The following is a 19,047-nucleotide window of genomic DNA, read 5'->3' on the forward strand; positions in this document are numbered from 1 at the left end:
GATCAATCTATCTTTTACTTTTTATCTTGTAGATAAAGAAAACAATACTGCCGCAAATCAAAGCTAATAAAATACCTACACAAGATGAACCTAAGAGTAATTTTAGGGAAAAAATTCTACCTTGTTTCCATAAGTCATCAATAACTAAACTTTTTTCAAGAATTTTATTAGAAGGATTATTTAAAAAAATCGAACCAACTTTATAGTTAAAATAATAAAGTGGAATATAAGTAAAAGGGTTGCTGATCCAGGTACCAATTGCAGCTAGAACAATATTTCCCTTAGCTATTTTCGCAAAAAATACTCCCATTAAAGTCTGAAAACCAAAAAAAGGAAAGCAACCACTAAATACCCCTATAGCTAAACCTTTAGCATTAAAGAAAGGACTTCCATTCTGACTCCTAAATAATGATAGAATTTTCTTATAGGTAATATCTCTTTTAAATCTCATTCAGAAAGAAAATTTCAAAATTAAATTCTTGATAATCTTACTTAATTATCCATAACAAAGCGAGAGATGGATTCGATATTTACTACAGAAGATACGATAGCCGCAATTGCTTCAGCTATAAGTATTGGGAAGGGAGGAGTTGCGATAATAAGAGTATCAGGGAAAGACGCAATAAATTCTTGCAAAAAGATTGTTCAAACTAAATCTAAATATGCATGGGAATCACATAGGGTTTTTCGTGGTTTTATTCAGGAAAATAAACAAAATAAATTTATAGATGAGGTTTTAATTTTAGTTATGAAATCCCCAAATAGCTTCACAGGAGAGGATGTAGTTGAACTTCATTGCCATGGCGGAATTATCATAGTAAATAAAGTTTTAAAGATATTATTATCTAGTAATTCTAGAGTTAGGCTTGCAAACCCAGGAGAATTTAGTCAAAGAGCTTTTCTTAATGGAAAAATAGACCTTACTCAAGCCGAGTCGATTAATCAATTAATTAATGCAAGCAATACCAGATCAGCAGAGTTAGCCTTTAGCGGGGTTCAAGGAGAAATAAAGAAAAAAATTGATGATATTAAAAATGACCTTATAAATCAACTTTGCGAAATAGAAGCGAGAGTTGATTTTGAAGAAGACTTCACAGATTTTGATTACACCAAATATCTAAAAAACATTAAAAAAGTCAAAGAAAAAATAGAATTACTAATAGAAAATGCAAAAAGAAATTCATATATTCACAATGGAATATCGATTGCGCTTATAGGTAAAACAAATGTTGGTAAAAGCTCTTTATTAAATTTGCTTGCAAAAAAAGAGAAAGCAATCGTAACTAATATTCCTGGAACAACTAGAGATGTTATTGAAGTTAATTTAACAATTAATGATGTTCCAATGAAAATAATTGATACTGCTGGCATAAGAGAAACTCATGAACAAATTGAAAGTATTGGAATTAAAAAAAGTTTTGGGAAAATAAAAGAGTCAGATTTTATAATTTATATTTATAGTCTTGAAGAAGGATTTAATGAAGAAGACAAAAAAATAATACAAGAAATTCCCAAAGAAAAATTAATTACTATCTTGGGTAATAAAAAAGATTTAATTGATTGCAAAAATATTAATTCAAATGAGTTAAAAAACACAATTTTTATGAGTATTAAGAATAATGATGGTGAAAGATTATTAATAGACACAATTATAAAAAAATGCGGATTAAAACAAGTAGAAAATATCAATATATTTTTAAACGAAAGACATCTAAGAAATTTGTCTGCTTGCTTATCTAATTTAAATGATACTGATGAAATAATTGAAAATAAATTGCCATTTGATTTGTTATCTATTGAACTGAGAGATGGAATTCAAAACTTATCTAAAATAACTGGTCAAGAATTAACAGAGGAACTTCTAGATAATATTTTTTCTAAGTTTTGTATTGGTAAATAAATTTGAGTTAAATTACATAGTGATATATAGTTGATTCTCTAACTTCAGTTTAATTTTTATTAATTAATTATTTATTAGTTTAGTGGATTTAAATACTCCTATAATAAGTAAAATCATTGATAATTGGATCGATGAAGATATAGGTAGTGGAGATCTTACAAGTTCCTCTATTACAGAAGAGAATGGTAATGCATATTGGATTGCAAAAGAAGAGGGTATATTCTGCGGGGTTGAAATTATAAAAGAAATTTTTAGAAAAATTGATTTAAAAATTAGTCCAAAATTTAATATCTCTGATGGAGATAAATTTGTTAAAGATCAAAAACTCTTAGAAATATATGGGCCTTCAAAAAGTTTACTCGCTAGTGAAAGGATCAGCTTAAATATAGCAATGCATTTATCTGGAATATCAACATATACAAAGAATCTTACAGATAAATTAGAAGGCACAGATATAAAATTAGCAGATACTAGGAAAACGACTCCTGGCTTAAGAATATTTGAAAAATATGCATTCAAATGCGGAGGTGGGGTGAATCATAGAATGGGATTATACGATGCTGCTATGATCAAAGAAAATCATATTGCATGGACAGATAATCTTAAGAATGCAGTACAAAATATTCGCTTAAATTCGCCTTTTACAACTCATATCATAATTGAAGCTGAGAATATCGACCAGGCAAAAGAAGCAGTATTAGCAGGAGCGGATAGTGTCTTATTAGATGAACTTAGTCCTGAAATAATCAAAAAAAACGTTCAAGAATTAAGAGAGTTATCAATTAATAGTCTACAAAAAGAAGTCAATAAAAATTTGATAATAGAAGTTTCTGGAATTAACCCTCAAGAAATCAGTAAATATCTAATAAAAGGTATTGATTTGATTTCAACAAGTTCTTCAATCACCAAAAGTAATTGGATTGATTTGAGTATGCGTTATATTAATTAATCATATAGATAAATAATTGAATAATTAATGCTAATCATTTTTAAAGAATTAACAAAACAATTTGAACAATCTCTTTTAGAAAGTCTTGAAAAAAATGATAAAAAAGGAGAATTCGCAATTCTTAGCAAGAATTTAATTACACAATCATCAAAAGAAGAATTTGGTGATTATCAATGTAATGTTTGTTTAAGTTTATCTAAAATATATAAAAAGAACCCAAGAGATATTTCTAATGATTTTATTAACCTTTTAAATAAAAATAAAATCATAGCAAAATTATGTAAGAGTCTACAAATAGCTGGACCTGGATTTATAAATATAAAATTAAAAGATGAGGTTCTAATAAATGAAATTAAGTCAAATATTCAATGCAATAGGGCTGGTATACCTCTAATTAGAAAAGATTTAGATAATGGTTTGTCCAATAAAGTTATTGTAGATTTTTCTAGCCCTAATATTGCTAAAGAAATGCATGTAGGGCATTTAAGATCAACAATAATAGGTGACTCAATATCTAGAATTTTCGAGTTAAGAGGTTATGAAGTATTAAGACTCAATCATGTTGGTGATTGGGGAACACAATTTGGCATGCTTATTACTCAGCTCAAAGATTTATATTCAAATGATCTAGAAGAAATAGGAAAGATCAAGATAAGTGATTTAGTTGAATTTTATAAAGAATCAAAAAAAAGATTTGATAACGAATCTGAATTCCAAAAAAGATCTAGAGAGGAAGTAGTTAAGTTACAAAGCGGAGATATTAAATCGATTAAAGCTTGGAAATTATTATGTGATCAATCAAGGAAAGAATTTGATGAAATCTATAAAGATTTAAAAATAAAAATAGAAGAAAGAGGTGAATCTTTTTATAATCCCTTTTTAAAATCAGTTATTGATGATTTGAATTTAGAAAAAATATTAGTAGAAGATCAAGGAGCAAAATGTGTATTTTTAGATGGGATGACTAATAAAGAAGGCAAACCTTTACCGCTAATTATTCAAAAAAAAGATGGAGGTTTTAATTATGCCACCACAGATCTTGCTGCTATAAGATACAGATTCAATAAACCTCCTAATGGCGATGATGCTTCAAGAATTATTTATGTAACTGATCATGGGCAAGCAAATCATTTTGCTGGTGTTTTTCAAGTTGCAAAAAAAGCAAAATGGATACCAGAAAATTGTCAAGTAGACCATGTCCCTTTTGGGTTAGTTCAAGGAATTGATGGCAAAAAACTAAAGACAAGAGAAGGTGAAACAATACGCCTAAAAGATTTATTAAATGAAGCAGTTAGAAGAGCAAAAGAAGATTTATTGAAAAGATTAGAAGATGAAGATCGTTATGAGACCGAAGAGTTTATAGCAAATACTTCAAGAATTATTGGATTAGGAGCTGTTAAGTATGCAGATTTAAGTCAAAATAGAATTACTAATTATCAATTTAGTTTTGATAAAATGCTTTCCCTTAATGGTAATACTGCTCCTTATTTGTTATATACACTTGTAAGAATTTTAGGAATTAAAAGAAAAAATGATTTTGTTTATGAATCTAAAGATTTTCAGTACGTAAATTATGAACATAAATCTGAGTGGAAACTTATCAGAAAATTACTTAGGTTTGATGAAGTCATAATTTCTATTGAAAAAGACTTAATGCCAAATAGATTATGCAATTATCTGTTCGAGCTATGTCAGACTTTTAATAGATTCTATGATCAAGTTCCAATCCTCAAAGAAGAAAAAAATATAAAAATCTCTAGGCTTAATTTATGTGACCTAACTGCAAAAACACTAAAATTAAGCTTAGAGCTTTTAGGAATTGAAACTTTAGAAAGAATGTAATGAATGATTTTGATCCATTAAATAATCTTTTCCCAAAACCAAGAGAAGAAATAATAAATATGCAGTCTTACTCTGCACCTTTAGAAAATAGAAGAAATTTACTCCGCTTAGACTTTAATGAAAATACTTTAGGTCCAAGTCCTAAGGTTTTAGAGGCATTACAAGCGATAAAATTAGATGAGATTTCAATTTATCCAGAATATAATTTTTTAAAAAAATTTTTATGTGATAAATATCTTGATTCAAGAAAATTTGGTAATGATGAAATAGGAATTTTCAATGGAGCAGATGCAGCAATAAATGCAATTTTCAATTGCTTTGGAGAAAAAGATCAGATATTTCTAACCACAAATCCAACTTTTGGTTACTATTCTCCTTGTGCAGAAATCCGAGGAATGAAAAAAATAAGTTGTTCTTACATTGGAGAAAATTTTCTATTCCCCATCGAAGAATTTAGGGAAAAAATAATTAAGCATAATCCAAAGTTAATATTTATTTGCAATCCAAATAATCCAACAGGAACTGTTCTAAGCTCTCATGAAATAATTAATTTAGCCAATATCAATAATGATTCATTAATAGTTGTTGATGAACTTTATGAAAAATTTAATGGAGATAGTCTTCTTGAATCGATAGATTTTGAAAAGAATAAAAATATATTAATAATCCAATCTCTTTCAAAAACTGCAGGTCTAGCTGGTTTAAGAATAGGTTTTACTTTTGGCAATAAAAGTTTAATTCAGTACATTAATAAAGTTACAGGACCATATGATGTAAACAGCTTTGCTATAACAGCTGCATTAGCAGCACTTAAAGACAAATCATATATTGATAATTATGTTTTAGAAGTAAAAAAGGCGAGGGAATGGATTTTAAATAAATTTAAATCAACAAAAATCAGAACTCACTTTAGTGGAGGTAATTATTTTTTAATTTGGCCAAAAAAAGATCCTAAAATTTTAATACAACAGATGAGAGAAAAAGGTATTCTTATTAGAAGTATGGAAAACAAAAAAGATATCGGTAATTCTATAAGGGTTAGTATTGGAACTAAAGAACAAATGATTTTTTTCTGGGACAATTACAAGATATTAGATTTAAAAAATTAATTACTGAAAATATAAATTGTATTTTGATCGATTCTTTTAGGTTTTATTTGAAAATCTTTTCCAACATATTTTACTTTAAAATCTTTCATATTTTCGACAAATAAATCAGCATTTGAGAAATCACATTCTTTATTAATTTTTTTGCCGCGATCAAAGTGAACAGGAATAACTACATTAGGTTTTAGAAGCTTAACTATTTTTGAGGCTTCTTTACCATTGTAAGATTTTATTCCTCCTCCAATTGAAATAAATAATATATCTGGACTAGACAAAATAATTTGACTGTTTATATCAATATCACCAGCAGCTCCTCCCATATGAACAATTTTAAGATCATTCTGCTTCCAACTCCAAACAGTTGCCATCCCAAATCTTCTTCCATCTACTCTGTCATGTGGTACAGAAATTCCATTTAATAAAATATCCTCAAATTGATAGATTCCTGGCTCAACGAACATTAATTGATCATCAGGGTTATATCCTTCATCTGGAAGCCTAGAACTAGCCAAAATAAAATCTACGTTAACTTCTTTAGGCTCCTTTAAATTACTTGCACAACCTATTGCTTTAAAGGGATTTATAAGAATAGATTTATCTGCACTAGTAATTAAAAAACTACTATGTCCCAAACTTTTTATTCCTAAGTTCCTTGCCAATAATGAGGTAGGTAAAAAAGAGCTAACTAATATCAAAAATAAAAAGTTTTTAATTTGAGAAATCATAATATTAATTTTTTTTTATTTTACTTTTGTTCAGCCATTTTTAGAAAATTACTAATTAATTTATGACCAAATTGAGTCAACACACTTTCAGGATGGAACTGTACCCCATGTAAATGTTTATATTCTTTATGAGAGATAGCCATAATTGTTGAGTCTTCTAAAGTCGCAGTTATGTCGAAACAAGATGGTAAAGAACTTGAATCAACTATAAGACTATGGTATCTAGTAGCCACAAATGGAGTCTCGATATCTTTAAACAATCCTTTTTGATTATGAAATATTTTTGATGTCTTACCATGCATAAGTTTTTTCCCAACTATAACCTTACCTCCAAAAGCTTGGGCCAAAGCTTGATGACCTAAACAAACTCCCAAGGTCGGAATATTTTTAGATAATTTTTTTAGAATTGGCAGACAAATTCCAGATTGATCTGGATTACCAGGTCCTGGAGATAAGAGAATTCCACCAGGATTTAGTTCGATAATTTCTTCTAGAGTAATTTCATCATTTCTTTTAACTATTAATTCTTTAGTTATTTGATGCTCAACTGAAAGTTCTCCTAAATATTGAACAAGGTTATAAGTAAAACTATCGTAATTATCAATAACAAGAAACATATTTATATAGATTTAAAATAACAACTTTATTTTAGGAACAAAGATATATACAGCAATAATAACAGAATTAATGGAAGCTAATAATACTGCTCCTGCAGAAGTATCTTTTGAAATTTTAGCCAAAATACTAAATTCTTTTTTCACTACTAAATCAACGATTGATTCAATAGATGTATTCAATATTTCTAATATTAAAACAGACATTATTGTTGCAATCAAAATAACATAATTACTTAGACTAATTTTGAGTAAAAAACCAATTATTAAACTTGTAACTGCAAAAATTAATTGAATTTTAAAATTTCTTGAAGTTTTTAATACATAACTAATACCACTGAAAGCATACTTAAAACTTATAAATACATTACTAGAAGTTTTGTATGATTCTTTTCTATTTTCTAAATAGTTTATTTTTTTTTCCATAGATTTTTAATCTAATCGAGTAATTAAATATTCTTGGAAATTTAACATATTTTCTAAATCATGTTCATTATTATGTTCCCATCCCAAAAGATGTAAAAATCCATGACTAGCCAACCAGATCACCTCTCTATAAATTGAATGTTTATATTCATAAGATTGCTCAAGTGCCATCTCTAATGATATAAAAATATCTCCCAACTCTATATGATCTAAATTATTTAGAGATTCATCAGAAATAATTGGAAAAGATAGAACATCAGTTGGACCATTTTTTTGCATCCATTTCTTATTCAAAGAAGCAATTTCTTGATTTGATATTATCTGTAAGCCTAATGAAAAAGATTTTTTTTCAAAAATATAATTTGTTAATTCATAATCCTCTTTTTTTAATATTGTATTTATCCAAGATAAAAAAACTTTCTCCCAAAAAATAGATTCAAAAATAAGATGAGTTTTAGTATCTTTTAACTTATTTGAAAATTGAGAGAAATCATTACATTGAAAAACCAAATCTAAATTTATTTCAGAAATAATTTTTTCTTTCATACATTCTTAAACTGGAATATTGGGCTTACCTATTGTGGCCACAAGTATTAATATCCCAATTAAAACTAGAAAGGTTATTGAAAAATGAGAAATACTTTTTGAGCCTTTCCTTACCATATTTCTCATAGCAAGCTTTATAAAGCTTGGAGGAGAAACTTTTTTTTCTAAAATTTCGTTTTTATTTTCCATTAGTTATTCAATAGATTCATTAGAAATATTCATACGTAATAATTCATGAATAAATGGTTCAAGTCCACCATCTAAAACACTATCTAACTCATTAGTCTCCTGCATAGTCCTAAGATCTTTTACCATTTGATAGGGATGGAAAACATAATTTCTTATTTGATTGCCCCATGCAGCTTCTACAATATCACCTTTAATATCAGCGACTTCAGCAGCTCGTTGTTCTTTAGCAATCACTAATAGTTTAGACTTTAGAAGTAACATAGCTTTTTCTTTATTTTGTAATTGAGATCTTTCTTGAGTACATCTTACTGAAATCCCTGAAGGCAAATGAACAATTCTCACAGCTGTTTCTACTTTATTAACATTTTGTCCTCCAGCTCCACCGGATCTACTCGTTGTAATTTCTAAATCTTTTTCAGGTATATCAAGTGAAATATTATCATCTAATTTTGGCATAACCTCTACCCCAGCAAAGCTGGTTTGTCTTTTGCCATTGGCATTAAAAGGAGAAATTCTTACTAATCTATGAGTTCCTTTTTCATGTTGCAGATAGCCATATGCATATTTTCCATCAATTTCAAACGTTACACTTTTAATACCTGCTTCTTCTCCTTGAGATAATTCATTAATGACAAGGCTCATTTGATTATTATCGGCCCATCTTGAGTACATTCTTAATAATATCTCAACCCAATCCTGCGCATCTGTTCCACCCGCACCTGCGTTTATAGAAACTACTGCTCCTTCCTTATCGTATTCACCACATAACAATCTTTCAAATTCCCATTTATCCAAATTCTCTCTTAATTTCTTTAATCCCAGCTGCGATTCTAAAATCATTTCCTCTTCGGGTTCTAGAGAATAAAGTTCAAGAGAGGCATTAGCATCAGAAATAAAAGTTTTCCATTTTTCTAACAATTCGAGTTGTGCTTTGACATCATCAAGGATTAACATTTGCTTTTTAGCTTCTTCTTGATTTTCCCAAAATTCAGGCTGAGCAGAAATTTGCTCTAACTCTTTCCTTTTCGCTTTTAATCTTGGAACGTCAAAGACAATCCTGAGCATTACCCAGGCGCTCTGTTAGTTCCGAAAGATCTTTTTTGAAATCTGTAATATCTATCAAAATAGAATTTAAATGTTATTTATAATCTAACAAGCACTTTTGTTTAATAGTATAAACTAAGTATTATTTTAAAAAAATGTCTAAAGTTGAAATTTATACTTGGCAATATTGCCCATTCTGTATTCGAGCAAAATCACTACTCAAGAAAAAAAATATAAATTTTACAGAATATAAAATAGATGGCGACGAAGATGCCAGAGCATTGATGATTGAAAGAGCTGATGGTAGAAGAACATTACCACAAATATTTATAGATAATGAGGGTATCGGAGGCTGCGATGATCTCTACGCATTAGAAAATGAAAATAAATTAGAAGCATTATTAAACTAGATCTTATGAAATTTCTATTCGTAATAGATCCAATTAAAAATATAAATCCCCTAAAAGATTCAACTGCTGCTTTAATGCAAGCATCATCAAAAAAAAATATTGAAATCTGGAGTTGTACTCCTCAAGACCTAGAAGCTAGAGGTGATGAAGTATGGGCATCTTCGGTAAAAGTTGAGGTAATTCCGTGGATTTCTTTCAAAGAGAATGATTGCATACCTCTCGCCGAATTTAATTGCATTTGGATGAGAAAAGATCCTCCTGTGAATGAGGCTTATTTATATGCAACCCATCTTTTAGAAGTTGCCGAAAGAAAAGGAGTAAAAGTAATTAACAAACCCTCATCGTTAAGAGCTTGGAATGAAAAGCTAGGTGCTTTAAGATACAGCCACTTAATGGCACCGACAATAGTTGCGAGTAAGGTAAAAGATCTTATTAATTTTGCAAATATAAATAATGAAGTAGTCATAAAACCTCTTGGAGGAAAAGGTGGTCAAGGTGTTATAAGGATAAATAAAAATTCTCCAGGAATTAAATCAATCATTGAATTAATCACTTCTCAAGAAGAATTACCAGTTATGATGCAAAAATTTATTCCTGAAGTCATAGAGGGTGATAAAAGAATAATTATCGTAAACGGAGAAGCAATTGGATCAATAAATAGGATTCCTCAAGGAGGCGATTTTAGGAGTAATTTAGCGATGGGAGGCAAGGCTGAACCCACATTATTAACAGAAAAAGAAAAAAGTATCTGCTCAGAATTATCTCAACACTTCAAAGATGAGGGTTTATTTTTTGTAGGTATTGATGTAATAAATGGAATGCTTAGCGAGATTAATGTAACCAGTCCAACAGGTTTAAGAGAAATTGAAAATTTATCCAATAAAAAAGTTTCAGAGGAAGTTATTGAAAAATTAGTAGAAATTATCTAGGATTTTTAGCGCAAAATATCTGTTTTACTATAGATTCAAATTTTAATTTAATCTCATCTATTTCTTTCTCTAAAACGGAGCCAGAAACTATCCCTGAACCTGCAGTAAATTCAATATTTTCTTCAATACATCTTGCGCCTCTTATTGCTAAAAGAAATGAAGCATTGCCTGATGAATCAACCCAACCCATTGGAGAAGCATAATTTCCTCTAGGAAAAGACTCAAGAGTGTTTATCCAATCCAATGCTGCATTTTTTGGGTATCCACAAACAGCTGGAGATGGATGTAAGTTTTTAAGCAATTCAAAAGGACAAATATTTTCAACTTTAGAGAAAATGAGTGTTTGCAAATGAGAAATATCTCCATATGAATTTACCTTTATATCACTTTTTTTAAAGTTTGTTATTTTTGAAACTTCTAAAGATTTAATCAAATGTTGTATTACATAATTATGTTCCTTTAAGTCTTTAGTACTTTTTAGGAGTTTCTTAAAATTTGAATTAGTAGGGATAGTTCCGGCAAGAGCCTCTAAAGTTAAATTAGGTTTAGAAAAAGAAAATAATTTTTCTGGAGATGCTCCAAACAAAATATCCTTACTATTCCTTTTCCAAACGTATATACATGTATTTGGTTGCTTCTTTTTAAATCTTTTTAAAATTTCTACTAAATCTAGTTTATTTTTAAGTTTTATTTTAATCCTATTTGCTAAAACTATCTTTTCGAGGATATCTTTCTCTACTAATTGAATTCCTCTTTTTACTACTTTTTTCATCTTTGTTTTAGAAGTTTCTAATGAGCGTGAGAAATCATCAATAAAAGGGGAATCAAAACTAGTTTTTAAGCTAGATGATTTTATTAATTCTGAGCCAGAATTAATAACTTGATTTCTAATTGTCCATATTTCTTCAATTAATGTTCTTAATGATGATTTACCTTCAACATGACCATTGATTCTTAACCAGCAATTCTTGCCACTTTTAGTAATTAATATTTTTGGCAAAATGGCTTCCAAACTAGGGATATCTGAAGGTAAATTCTTATTATTCAAATTTTCAGAGAAAGAAAATAGATAAATTATTTTTGAAAGTGCAGAATTATGCGATTCACTAGTTAAGTTTATTAAATTTTGAAAATTCTCAGAATTAAACTCTTTTGCTACCTCAAATCTTTTTGGGCCATCCAGAGTAACATATTTACACTTCTCGAAAGCTATATATGAAATGCCATCAGATTCCTCCCAAAATGAAGAAAACGGATATTGATTTATTAACAATTCATAAACTTGAAATAAATCAATACAAGGAATCTCAACACAAATACTTACTAATCCAGAACTTTCAACTTTCTTATCGAAAGAGGAAAATACATCTTTTAAAAAATCTGTTAAGTTTAAATCATTTTTCATTACTTATTGAAAATAACTAAAAATGATGCAATAAAGTAAAAAATGTAACTCAATTTATAAACTACATTCAATAATTATCTAATTTTGCGTGTTAATTAAAAATGGACGAAGATAAAAAAAAATTATGGAAAAAAGCAATAAAATGGCCTCTTTATTCTGTTGCTATACTTCCAGTTTTAATAACAGGGGCTTACTTGCTCAATCAATATGAAGAGGTAAAAATTTATAATTTGATTTCATTTACTTTAGCTGCAATTTTGATATTACTTTGGGAAAATCTAACTAATGATTTATACGACGCTGAAACAGGAATCGATGAATTTAAATTCCATTCAATTGTAAATCTTGTAAAAAATAAAAAAATAATTTCATTTATTGCATATACATCCTTAGTTATTGGTTTATTAATAATTTTAATTATTTCAGTATCAACAAGTATAAACATTTTTATTTTGGTGGCAGCTTGCTGCTTCTTAGGATATTTATATCAAGGTCCTCCTTTTAGATTGGGCTATCAAGGTTTTGGAGAACCATTATGCTGGCTTGCATTTGGACCTTTTGCGTACTCTGCAGTCTTAATTGCGTTAAATCCGTCTAATATTTACTTCGAAGATATTCCATGGAAAGTTTCTTTATTACTTGGTTCAGGACCTTCCTTGGCAACAACTCTTGTATTATTTTGTTCTCATTTTCATCAAATTTCTGAAGATAAAAAGCATGGGAAAAATTCACCTTTAGTTCGCTTAGGGGCAAAAAAAGGTTCTCAATTTGTGCCTTGGATAATTTTTGCAATATATATTTTTCAACTTTTCACAATAGTTTATGGATTTATTCCAGTGTTTTGCATCCTTTATTTGCTTAGTTTCCCTCAAGGAATAAGACTTATAAATTTATTAAAATCTTCCTATGCAAAACCTTCTGCAATAAAAAATTGCAAATTCGTCGCAATAAAATTTCAAACTCTTAATGGAATTGGTTTAATCACAGGATTAATATTTAATTACTTTCTAAATAAATGAACTTAATATTTCAAAAAAAATCTTATAGCTTTAAGTTATCGGCCAAAGTAGAAAATTCTAAAACCAATTACCAAACAAAATCAGGTTGGATAATTAAATTAATAAGTAATGATAAAAAAATAGGGTTTGGAGAAGTTTCACCGCTACATAAAAAAGACTTAAAAAAGTGTGCGAAACAACTAGATATGATCCCTGAGCATATAGAGGAATTTAATTTATCTGAGCAAATAAATATTTTTCACCCATGCATTCAATCTGCAATAAATTCTGCATTAGCTGAGATCAATGGAAAAATAATTTTTAAAGAAAACTACTACTTTGATGAAATTGGTAAAACAGCCATATTGTTAAATCATGAAAATGTAGTTTCAGATCTAAATGATATTAAAAAAAGACATTGTGATGTTGGAAAATCATTAACCTTAAAATGGAAAGTAGCACTAAAAAATAACCATGAGGAAGAAGCAAAATTAGAAGAAATTCTAAGCAAAATAGGTAATAATATTAAGTTAAGAATAGATGCTAATGGTTCTTGGGGAAGAGACATAGCTAATAGATGGGCTGATATTTTGAAAGATAATAAAAATATAGATTGGTTAGAACAACCTCTCTGTGTTGATGATATTGATGGACTGACAGAACTAAACAAAAAAATTCCAATAGCTTTAGACGAATCACTTTTAAAATTTCCAACTTTGATTGATGAGTGGAAGGGTTGGCAAATTAGAAGGCCTTCTCAAGAAAATAATCCAGTTAAGCTTTTAAGAGAATTAGAAAATAAAAAAGCTTTAATATCTATAAGTACCTCATTTGAAACTGGAATAGGAAAGAGATGGCTCCATCATTTATCTTCTCTACAATTACAAGGACCAACGCCAAAAGTTCCTGGTTTAGCAATGAATAAATTCCCTAATTCGTTTCTATTTTTAAATGAAGCAAAAAAGATATGGGATCAACTATGAAAAATAAAATTCATACTATTGAAGTTGAAAATAACGAAACTCAATCTGTAGAAAAAATTATTGAAAAAATTAGAGAGAATAAAATTATTTATGTAAAAAACAAATTTTATGAAGACAAAGATGTATTAGATTCAATTACTGAAAATGGGCCAGCAATTATCTTAAACAGTAGTGGGAGTTCTGGAAAACCGAGACAATGTTTTCACCATTTAAATAATCTTAAATTATCTGCAACTACATCAGGTCAATGGCTAATAGAGCAAGGATTTGAATTACAAAACTGCTTAATTTTAAATACTTTACCCCTGAACCATATAAGTGGATTAATGCCAATTTTTAGAAGTCAAACTTGGGGATGTGATTGTATTAATATTTCTCCGAATTTGATAAAAAAAACTAGAGAACTTTTACTTTTCACAATTAAATTTAAAAAAAACAAAAAACACTTGGTTACGTCATTAGTACCTACACAATTACAAAGACTTTTAGCTCAAAAAGATGGAATTAGTTGGCTAAAAATTTTTGATCTAATTTGGGTAGGTGGAGCTTCAATTTCAGACGAAACTGCAGAACAATGTATAAAAGAAAAAATAAACTTAGCACCTTGTTACGGCTCAACTGAAACAGCAGCAATGGTTACAAGTTTAAAACCAAAAGAATTCTTAATGGGTTTTAAAAATGTTGGAGAAATACTTCCTGATACAAAAATAAGAATTAACGCACAAGGATTAATCGAAATAAAATCAGCCAGAATTGGAATCGAAATAATAGATTCTTTAAAAACTGAAAATTTCAAAAATAAAAATGGTTGGTGGCAAACAAGTGATTTAGGTGAAATTAAGCAAATCAATAATTCTTACTATTTAAAATTTGTTGGAAGAAGTGATAATGCCTTTAATTCAGGAGGAGAAGTTGTTTTCCCTGAAGTAATTAAATCTAGATTAAATGATTTCATTATGAAAGAAAATATCCCAATTAATAAATTCAATATTTCGAAAGTATCTAACAAATTATGGGGAAATAAAATTAAAGTAATAGTTGAATTTAGAGAACTTACAAATGATAAAAATATTGAAATTTCTTTAAATTTATTAAAAAATTTTTCTCAAAGTTGGCCTAAACATGAAAAGCCTGAAAAGTGGATTGTTAAAAACAAAAATAGCATTACAGAAAAAATAAACTATAAATTTAAAAAATAATAATCAGCATTCTTTTAAATTTGTACTAACATTAGAAGCCTCTATCCATCTTTCTAGCTGATCGGGAATTTCTATTTTATTTCTTGAATCAACATCTAAAGAACAGTGTATAATTTTCCCTTCGGCTACTTTATTTCCATTTTTTATAAAAAAGCTATTTACTTGAAACAAATGTGTATTAATTTTATGAGGGGCAATTTTTACTTTTAAGAAATCTCCAATTTTTATAGGCGCAAGAAAGTTTGCTTCGCAGTTTACTATGGGAAAAATAATTAGATTTTTACGTATAGAAAAATCTGGAAAAATTTCTTGATATGGAATCCCATAAATTTCGATACTCTCTTCCCAAGCTTCGTGCGACCATTTTAATAAGTTATGAAAATGAATTACACCTGCAGAATCACAATCACCGAATCTTACCTTCTTCTGCAATATCAACCAGTCAGCGGGTTTCATTTAAAGAACTTATCTATCAACAGATCCCATAATGACATCTATTGAGCCAAGAATTGCCATAATATCGGCAATTTTGGCACCTTTAAGAATATGAGGCAATATTTGCAGATTATTTAAATCAGCTGCTCTGATTTTAAATCTCCATGGGGTAACTTCATTATTTCCTTGAATGAATACACCTATTTCTCCTTTACCGGACTCTAATCTTGTATACAATTCTCCGTTAGGAATTTTAAAAGTTGGAGCAACCTTCTTGGCTACATATTGATAGTCCATACCAAATATTTCACTTTTCTTATCTTCAGTCGCCATTCTTTGAGCTTCTAAATTTTCTGTTGGACCTCCTGGAATCATTTTGCAAGCTTGGCGAATGATACTTAGTGATTGTCTCATCTCTTCAACTCTTACTCGATATCTCGCGTAACAATCTCCTTCTTTTTCAGAAGCAATGTGCCAATCAAAATCGTCATAACATTCATAACTATCGACTTTCCTTAAATCCCAGGAAACCCCAGAAGCTCTAAGCATTGGCCCAGACAAAGACCAATTAATTGCCTGGTCTCTTTGTATTGTTCCTAGACCTTCAATTCTTTTTCTAAAAATTGGATTATTTGTGATTAATTTTTCGTATTCATCTATCTTAGGACCGAACCAATCGCAAAAGTCTAAACATTTTTCTAACCATCCGTATGGGAGATCACATGCTACTCCACCGATTCTAAAGAAATTATTATTGATTAGCCTTTGTCCAGTAGCAGCTTCCCAGAGATCATAGATCATCTCTCTTTCTCTAAAAATATAGAAAAATGGAGTTTGAGCTCCTACGTCAGCTAAAAAGGGACCAAGCCATAAAAGATGATTAGCAATACGATTAAGTTCGAGCATAAGAACTCTGATGTAACTAGCTCTTTTGGGAACTGGAATATTAGCTAATCTTTCAGGAGCATTTACTACAATAGCTTCATAAAACATTCCTGCGGCATAATCCATTCTGCTTACATAAGGGACATACATTACATTTGTCCTATTTTCAGCTATCTTTTCCATTCCTCTATGTAAATATCCAATTACTGGCTCACAATCAATGACATTCTCACCATCAAGAGTTACAACTAACCTTAAAACCCCATGCATTGAGGGATGGTGAGGGCCAAAATTGACCACCATTGGTTCTGTTCTAGTCTCTAGCTGAGCCATTCAAAATTTAACTTCTAAATAAATCTTAGTCGAAAGTTATGCAAACTGACCTATCTGATTCATCTTTTTTCAATCATCAATCAGTTATGACATATGAGATTATGGCCTCATTAGAGCATTACCCACTGATAAATAACAATCAACTTAAGGGAATAGACGCAACTTTAGGCGGAGGAGGGCACTCTTATCATTTATTGAGAAAATATTCGGATTTAAATATAATTGGACTTGATCAAGATCCATTCGCGAGAAAATCAGCATCAAAAAAACTTGATGAGTTTAAAAATAGGATTGATATAAGGGCTTCAAATTTTGCGGATTTTGTACCTAAAGAAAAAGTTTCTTTTGTAATTGCAGATCTTGGAGTAAATAGCAACCAAATTGATGACCCTAAAAGAGGATTTAGTTTCCAAAAAAATGGTCCACTTGATATGCGCATGAATCCTTTTCTTGATGTTGATGCAGAGAAATTAATTGAGGCTTTAAATGAAAAAGATCTAGCTAACCTAATCTATAAATACGGTGAGGAGAGATTATCAAGAAAGATTGCTAGGAAAATAAAATTGGATTTGAAGGAAAATGGGAAATATTCTGGAACAAAAGAGTTAGCTTATTCTATTGCAGGCTGCTTCCCACCAAAACAAAGATATAAAAAAATACATCCAGCAACAAGAACATTTCAAGCACTAAGAATTGCTGTTAATAAAGAAATTGAAGTATTAGAAAAATTTTTGCAAGTTGTACCTGAATGGCTTTTGCCAGGAGGTATTATTTCTATTATTAGTTTTCATTCCCTTGAGGATAGGTTAGTTAAAAGTTGTTTCAAGAATGATCAAAGACTAAAAAACCTGACAAAAAAGCCAATAACTCCTTCCGAACAAGAAGTTGAACTAAATAAAAGAGCTAGAAGTGGAAAATTAAGAATTGCTCAATTAAATTAAAGGCCAATAATTTCTATCGTAATGATCTGATCGTATTTGTAAGAATATGAATTGCTTGTTTTATGTCTTTTGAATTAGTGCTTAATCCAATACTTAACCTTATTGAAGATTCTGCTTCTTTAAGAGATCTACCTAAGGCTAGTAAAACATGAGATGGTTCACCGTTACTACATGCAGATCCAGTAGAACAAATTATTTTAGATTTTAAAAATTTATGAAACTTTGCTCCATTTAAATCCAATACAGTCAAATTTAAATTGTGAGGTAATCTTTTTTCTATGGAGCCATTAATTAATAAACCAGAATTATTTTTTAACAACCCCTCTAAAAGGTTATTTCTGTAAAAAAGTAATTTCTCAGCATTATTTTTTTGATTCAAAACTGCTATCTCTATTGCTTTAGTAAAGCCAACTACTAAAGGAAGAGGTAATGTACCAGACCTAAGACCATATTCCTGACCTCCTCCAACAATTAAAGGCTCAAGATTAATTTCTTCATCAATCAAAAGAAGTCCTATCCCTTTAGGACCATATATTTTGTGAGAACTCATCGTTATCATGTTTACATCTGATAAAAGATTGTCTAACGCCATATAACCTAAACATTGTGCAAAATCAGAGTGAAATGTTATTCCTCTCGATTTACATATCTTTGAAATATTCTCTATGGGCTGAATAACTCCTATTTCATTATTTGCCAACATGACACTAACCAGAAATGTATCTTCTCTTATATTTTTTTTGAATTGTTCTACTGAAATTAAGCCATCTTTCTCAGGATTAATTGCTGTAACCATAAATCCCTCTTTTTTTAGTTGGTTTAGGGGCTCCAAAACAGCTTTATGCTCTGTTTTTAAGGTAATAATATGTCCATAATTTCCTGTTTTTTTATAGAAATTTCTAGCAAAGCCTAACAAGGCTAAGTTATTAGATTCAGTTGCCCCGCTTGTAAAAATAACTTTTTTATTCTTAAGAAATAAATTTTGTTCTATTTTTTCTCTTGAAGCTTCCAAAATAGCGCTTGCGTTAATCCCCGCCAAATTAGATTTGCTTGCAGGGTTAGAAAATATCTCACTCCAAAAAGGTTTCATAGAATCAACAACATCTTTAGAGCAAGGAGTCGAAGATTGATAGTCTAGTAGTATGGGAGTTGATAGCATTATGTTTAGTATATAAAATTCTGTTTATT

At 29.4% G+C, this 19,047-nt stretch carries 21 protein-coding genes; 10 read left to right on the forward strand and 11 right to left on the reverse strand.

The features are described from left to right. Positions 1-7 precede the first annotated feature (7 nt). The gene (locus BS621_RS03740) at positions 8-451 is read right to left on the reverse strand and encodes a DUF2062 domain-containing protein (RefSeq protein WP_011817683.1); all 444 of its coding nucleotides are present in this window, start codon (positions 449-451) and stop codon (positions 8-10) included. Positions 452-517: 66 nt separating this feature from the next. On the opposite strand from BS621_RS03740, the gene mnmE reads away from it, so the two are divergent. The 4 genes from mnmE to BS621_RS03760 all read left to right on the forward strand — a co-directional run bounded on the left by mnmE (position 518) and on the right by BS621_RS03760 (position 5,800). Beyond that, the gene (mnmE, locus tag BS621_RS03745; RefSeq protein ID WP_077141859.1) at positions 518-1,900 is read left to right on the forward strand and encodes a tRNA uridine-5-carboxymethylaminomethyl(34) synthesis GTPase MnmE; all 1,383 of its coding nucleotides are present in this window, start codon (positions 518-520) and stop codon (positions 1,898-1,900) included. An 82-nt stretch (positions 1,901-1,982) separates the two neighbouring features. After that, positions 1,983-2,849, forward strand: coding sequence for a carboxylating nicotinate-nucleotide diphosphorylase (gene nadC, locus BS621_RS03750; protein WP_077141860.1), 867 nt, complete (start codon positions 1,983-1,985; stop codon positions 2,847-2,849). Positions 2,850-2,876: 27 nt separating this feature from the next. After that, the gene (gene argS, locus BS621_RS03755) at positions 2,877-4,691 is read left to right on the forward strand and encodes an arginine--tRNA ligase (protein WP_077141861.1); all 1,815 of its coding nucleotides are present in this window, start codon (positions 2,877-2,879) and stop codon (positions 4,689-4,691) included. Further along, a complete protein-coding gene (locus BS621_RS03760) occupies positions 4,691-5,800 on the forward strand; it encodes a pyridoxal phosphate-dependent aminotransferase (RefSeq protein ID WP_077141862.1) in 1,110 nt (369 codons plus the stop codon). The genes argS and BS621_RS03760 overlap by 1 nt, the downstream gene beginning before the upstream one ends. On the opposite strand, the gene BS621_RS03765 is transcribed toward BS621_RS03760, so the two are convergent. From BS621_RS03765 to prfB, 6 genes are all read right to left on the reverse strand, one after another. Continuing rightward, positions 5,797-6,522: an MBL fold metallo-hydrolase gene (locus tag BS621_RS03765; protein ID WP_077141863.1), complete on the reverse strand. Its 726-nt coding sequence runs from the start codon at positions 6,520-6,522 to the stop codon at positions 5,797-5,799. The genes BS621_RS03760 and BS621_RS03765 overlap by 4 nt on opposite strands. Before the next feature lie 20 nt (positions 6,523-6,542). Next, entirely contained in the window at positions 6,543-7,139 is a 597-nt protein-coding gene (locus tag BS621_RS03770; RefSeq protein WP_077141864.1) for an anthranilate synthase component II, read from the reverse strand. Between the two features lie 12 nt (positions 7,140-7,151). Continuing rightward, positions 7,152-7,562 (reverse strand): diacylglycerol kinase family protein, encoded by a 411-nt coding sequence (locus BS621_RS03775; protein WP_025933002.1) that lies wholly within the window; start codon positions 7,560-7,562, stop codon positions 7,152-7,154. A 6-nt stretch (positions 7,563-7,568) separates the two neighbouring features. Then, the gene (gene ybeY / locus BS621_RS03780) at positions 7,569-8,108 is read right to left on the reverse strand and encodes an rRNA maturation RNase YbeY (RefSeq protein ID WP_077141865.1); all 540 of its coding nucleotides are present in this window, start codon (positions 8,106-8,108) and stop codon (positions 7,569-7,571) included. Between the two features lie 6 nt (positions 8,109-8,114). Continuing rightward, positions 8,115-8,297: a DUF3285 domain-containing protein gene (locus tag BS621_RS03785; protein ID WP_011817674.1), complete on the reverse strand. Its 183-nt coding sequence runs from the start codon at positions 8,295-8,297 to the stop codon at positions 8,115-8,117. A 3-nt stretch (positions 8,298-8,300) separates the two neighbouring features. Next, a protein-coding gene (gene prfB, locus BS621_RS03790) for a peptide chain release factor 2 (RefSeq protein WP_156858201.1) occupies positions 8,301-9,420 on the reverse strand; the annotation gives its coding sequence in 2 pieces (ribosomal slippage) (positions 8,301-9,344 and positions 9,346-9,420; 1,119 coding nt in all). A 76-nt stretch (positions 9,421-9,496) separates the two neighbouring features. Here prfB and grxC point away from each other — a divergent pair. Next, positions 9,497-9,751 carry a glutaredoxin 3 gene (gene grxC / locus BS621_RS03795; RefSeq protein WP_025937944.1) on the forward strand — a complete coding sequence of 85 codons (255 nt, stop codon included), beginning with the start codon at positions 9,497-9,499 and terminating at the stop codon, positions 9,749-9,751. A 5-nt stretch (positions 9,752-9,756) separates the two neighbouring features. Beyond that, positions 9,757-10,680 (forward strand): glutathione synthase, encoded by a 924-nt coding sequence (gshB, locus tag BS621_RS03800; protein ID WP_077141867.1) that lies wholly within the window; start codon positions 9,757-9,759, stop codon positions 10,678-10,680. Here gshB and BS621_RS03805 read toward each other — a convergent pair. Beyond that, entirely contained in the window at positions 10,673-12,085 is a 1,413-nt protein-coding gene (locus BS621_RS03805) for a chorismate-binding protein (protein WP_077141868.1), read from the reverse strand. The genes gshB and BS621_RS03805 overlap by 8 nt on opposite strands. 101 nt (positions 12,086-12,186) lie before the next feature. Between BS621_RS03805 and menA the strand changes: the two genes are divergently transcribed. Genes menA through BS621_RS03820 form a run of 3 tightly spaced genes read left to right on the forward strand, consistent with a single transcriptional unit; the run spans position 12,187 to position 15,265 of the window. After that, positions 12,187-13,104 (forward strand): 2-carboxy-1,4-naphthoquinone phytyltransferase, encoded by a 918-nt coding sequence (gene menA / locus BS621_RS03810; protein WP_077141869.1) that lies wholly within the window; start codon positions 12,187-12,189, stop codon positions 13,102-13,104. Further along, positions 13,101-14,066: an o-succinylbenzoate synthase gene (locus BS621_RS03815; RefSeq protein ID WP_077141870.1), complete on the forward strand. Its 966-nt coding sequence runs from the start codon at positions 13,101-13,103 to the stop codon at positions 14,064-14,066. The genes menA and BS621_RS03815 overlap by 4 nt, the downstream gene beginning before the upstream one ends. Then, positions 14,063-15,265, forward strand: a complete 1,203-nt coding sequence (locus tag BS621_RS03820) for an AMP-binding protein (protein ID WP_077141871.1) — start codon at positions 14,063-14,065, stop codon at positions 15,263-15,265. The genes BS621_RS03815 and BS621_RS03820 overlap by 4 nt, the downstream gene beginning before the upstream one ends. Positions 15,266-15,268: 3 nt before the next feature. Here the strand turns inward: BS621_RS03820 and BS621_RS03825 are convergent, their stop codons facing one another. Both BS621_RS03825 and BS621_RS03830 read right to left on the reverse strand, forming a co-directional pair. Further along, positions 15,269-15,721: an acyl-CoA thioesterase gene (locus tag BS621_RS03825; RefSeq protein ID WP_077141872.1), complete on the reverse strand. Its 453-nt coding sequence runs from the start codon at positions 15,719-15,721 to the stop codon at positions 15,269-15,271. Between the two features lie 9 nt (positions 15,722-15,730). Continuing rightward, complete coding sequence (locus tag BS621_RS03830) at positions 15,731-16,918, reverse strand: NAD(P)H-quinone oxidoreductase subunit H (RefSeq protein WP_077141873.1); 1,188 nt, start codon at positions 16,916-16,918, stop codon at positions 15,731-15,733. Between the two features lie 38 nt (positions 16,919-16,956). On the opposite strand from BS621_RS03830, the gene rsmH reads away from it, so the two are divergent. Beyond that, complete coding sequence (gene rsmH / locus BS621_RS03835; protein WP_077141874.1) at positions 16,957-17,859, forward strand: 16S rRNA (cytosine(1402)-N(4))-methyltransferase RsmH; 903 nt, start codon at positions 16,957-16,959, stop codon at positions 17,857-17,859. Positions 17,860-17,872: 13 nt separating this feature from the next. On the opposite strand, the gene BS621_RS03840 is transcribed toward rsmH, so the two are convergent. Continuing rightward, positions 17,873-19,018 carry a cysteine desulfurase family protein gene (locus BS621_RS03840; protein ID WP_077141875.1) on the reverse strand — a complete coding sequence of 382 codons (1,146 nt, stop codon included), beginning with the start codon at positions 19,016-19,018 and terminating at the stop codon, positions 17,873-17,875. Positions 19,019-19,047: the final 29 nt, after the last annotated feature.

Origin of the sequence: Prochlorococcus sp. RS04, assembly GCF_001989455.1 — a bacterium.
Classification (GTDB): domain Bacteria; phylum Cyanobacteriota; class Cyanobacteriia; order PCC-6307; family Cyanobiaceae; genus Prochlorococcus_A.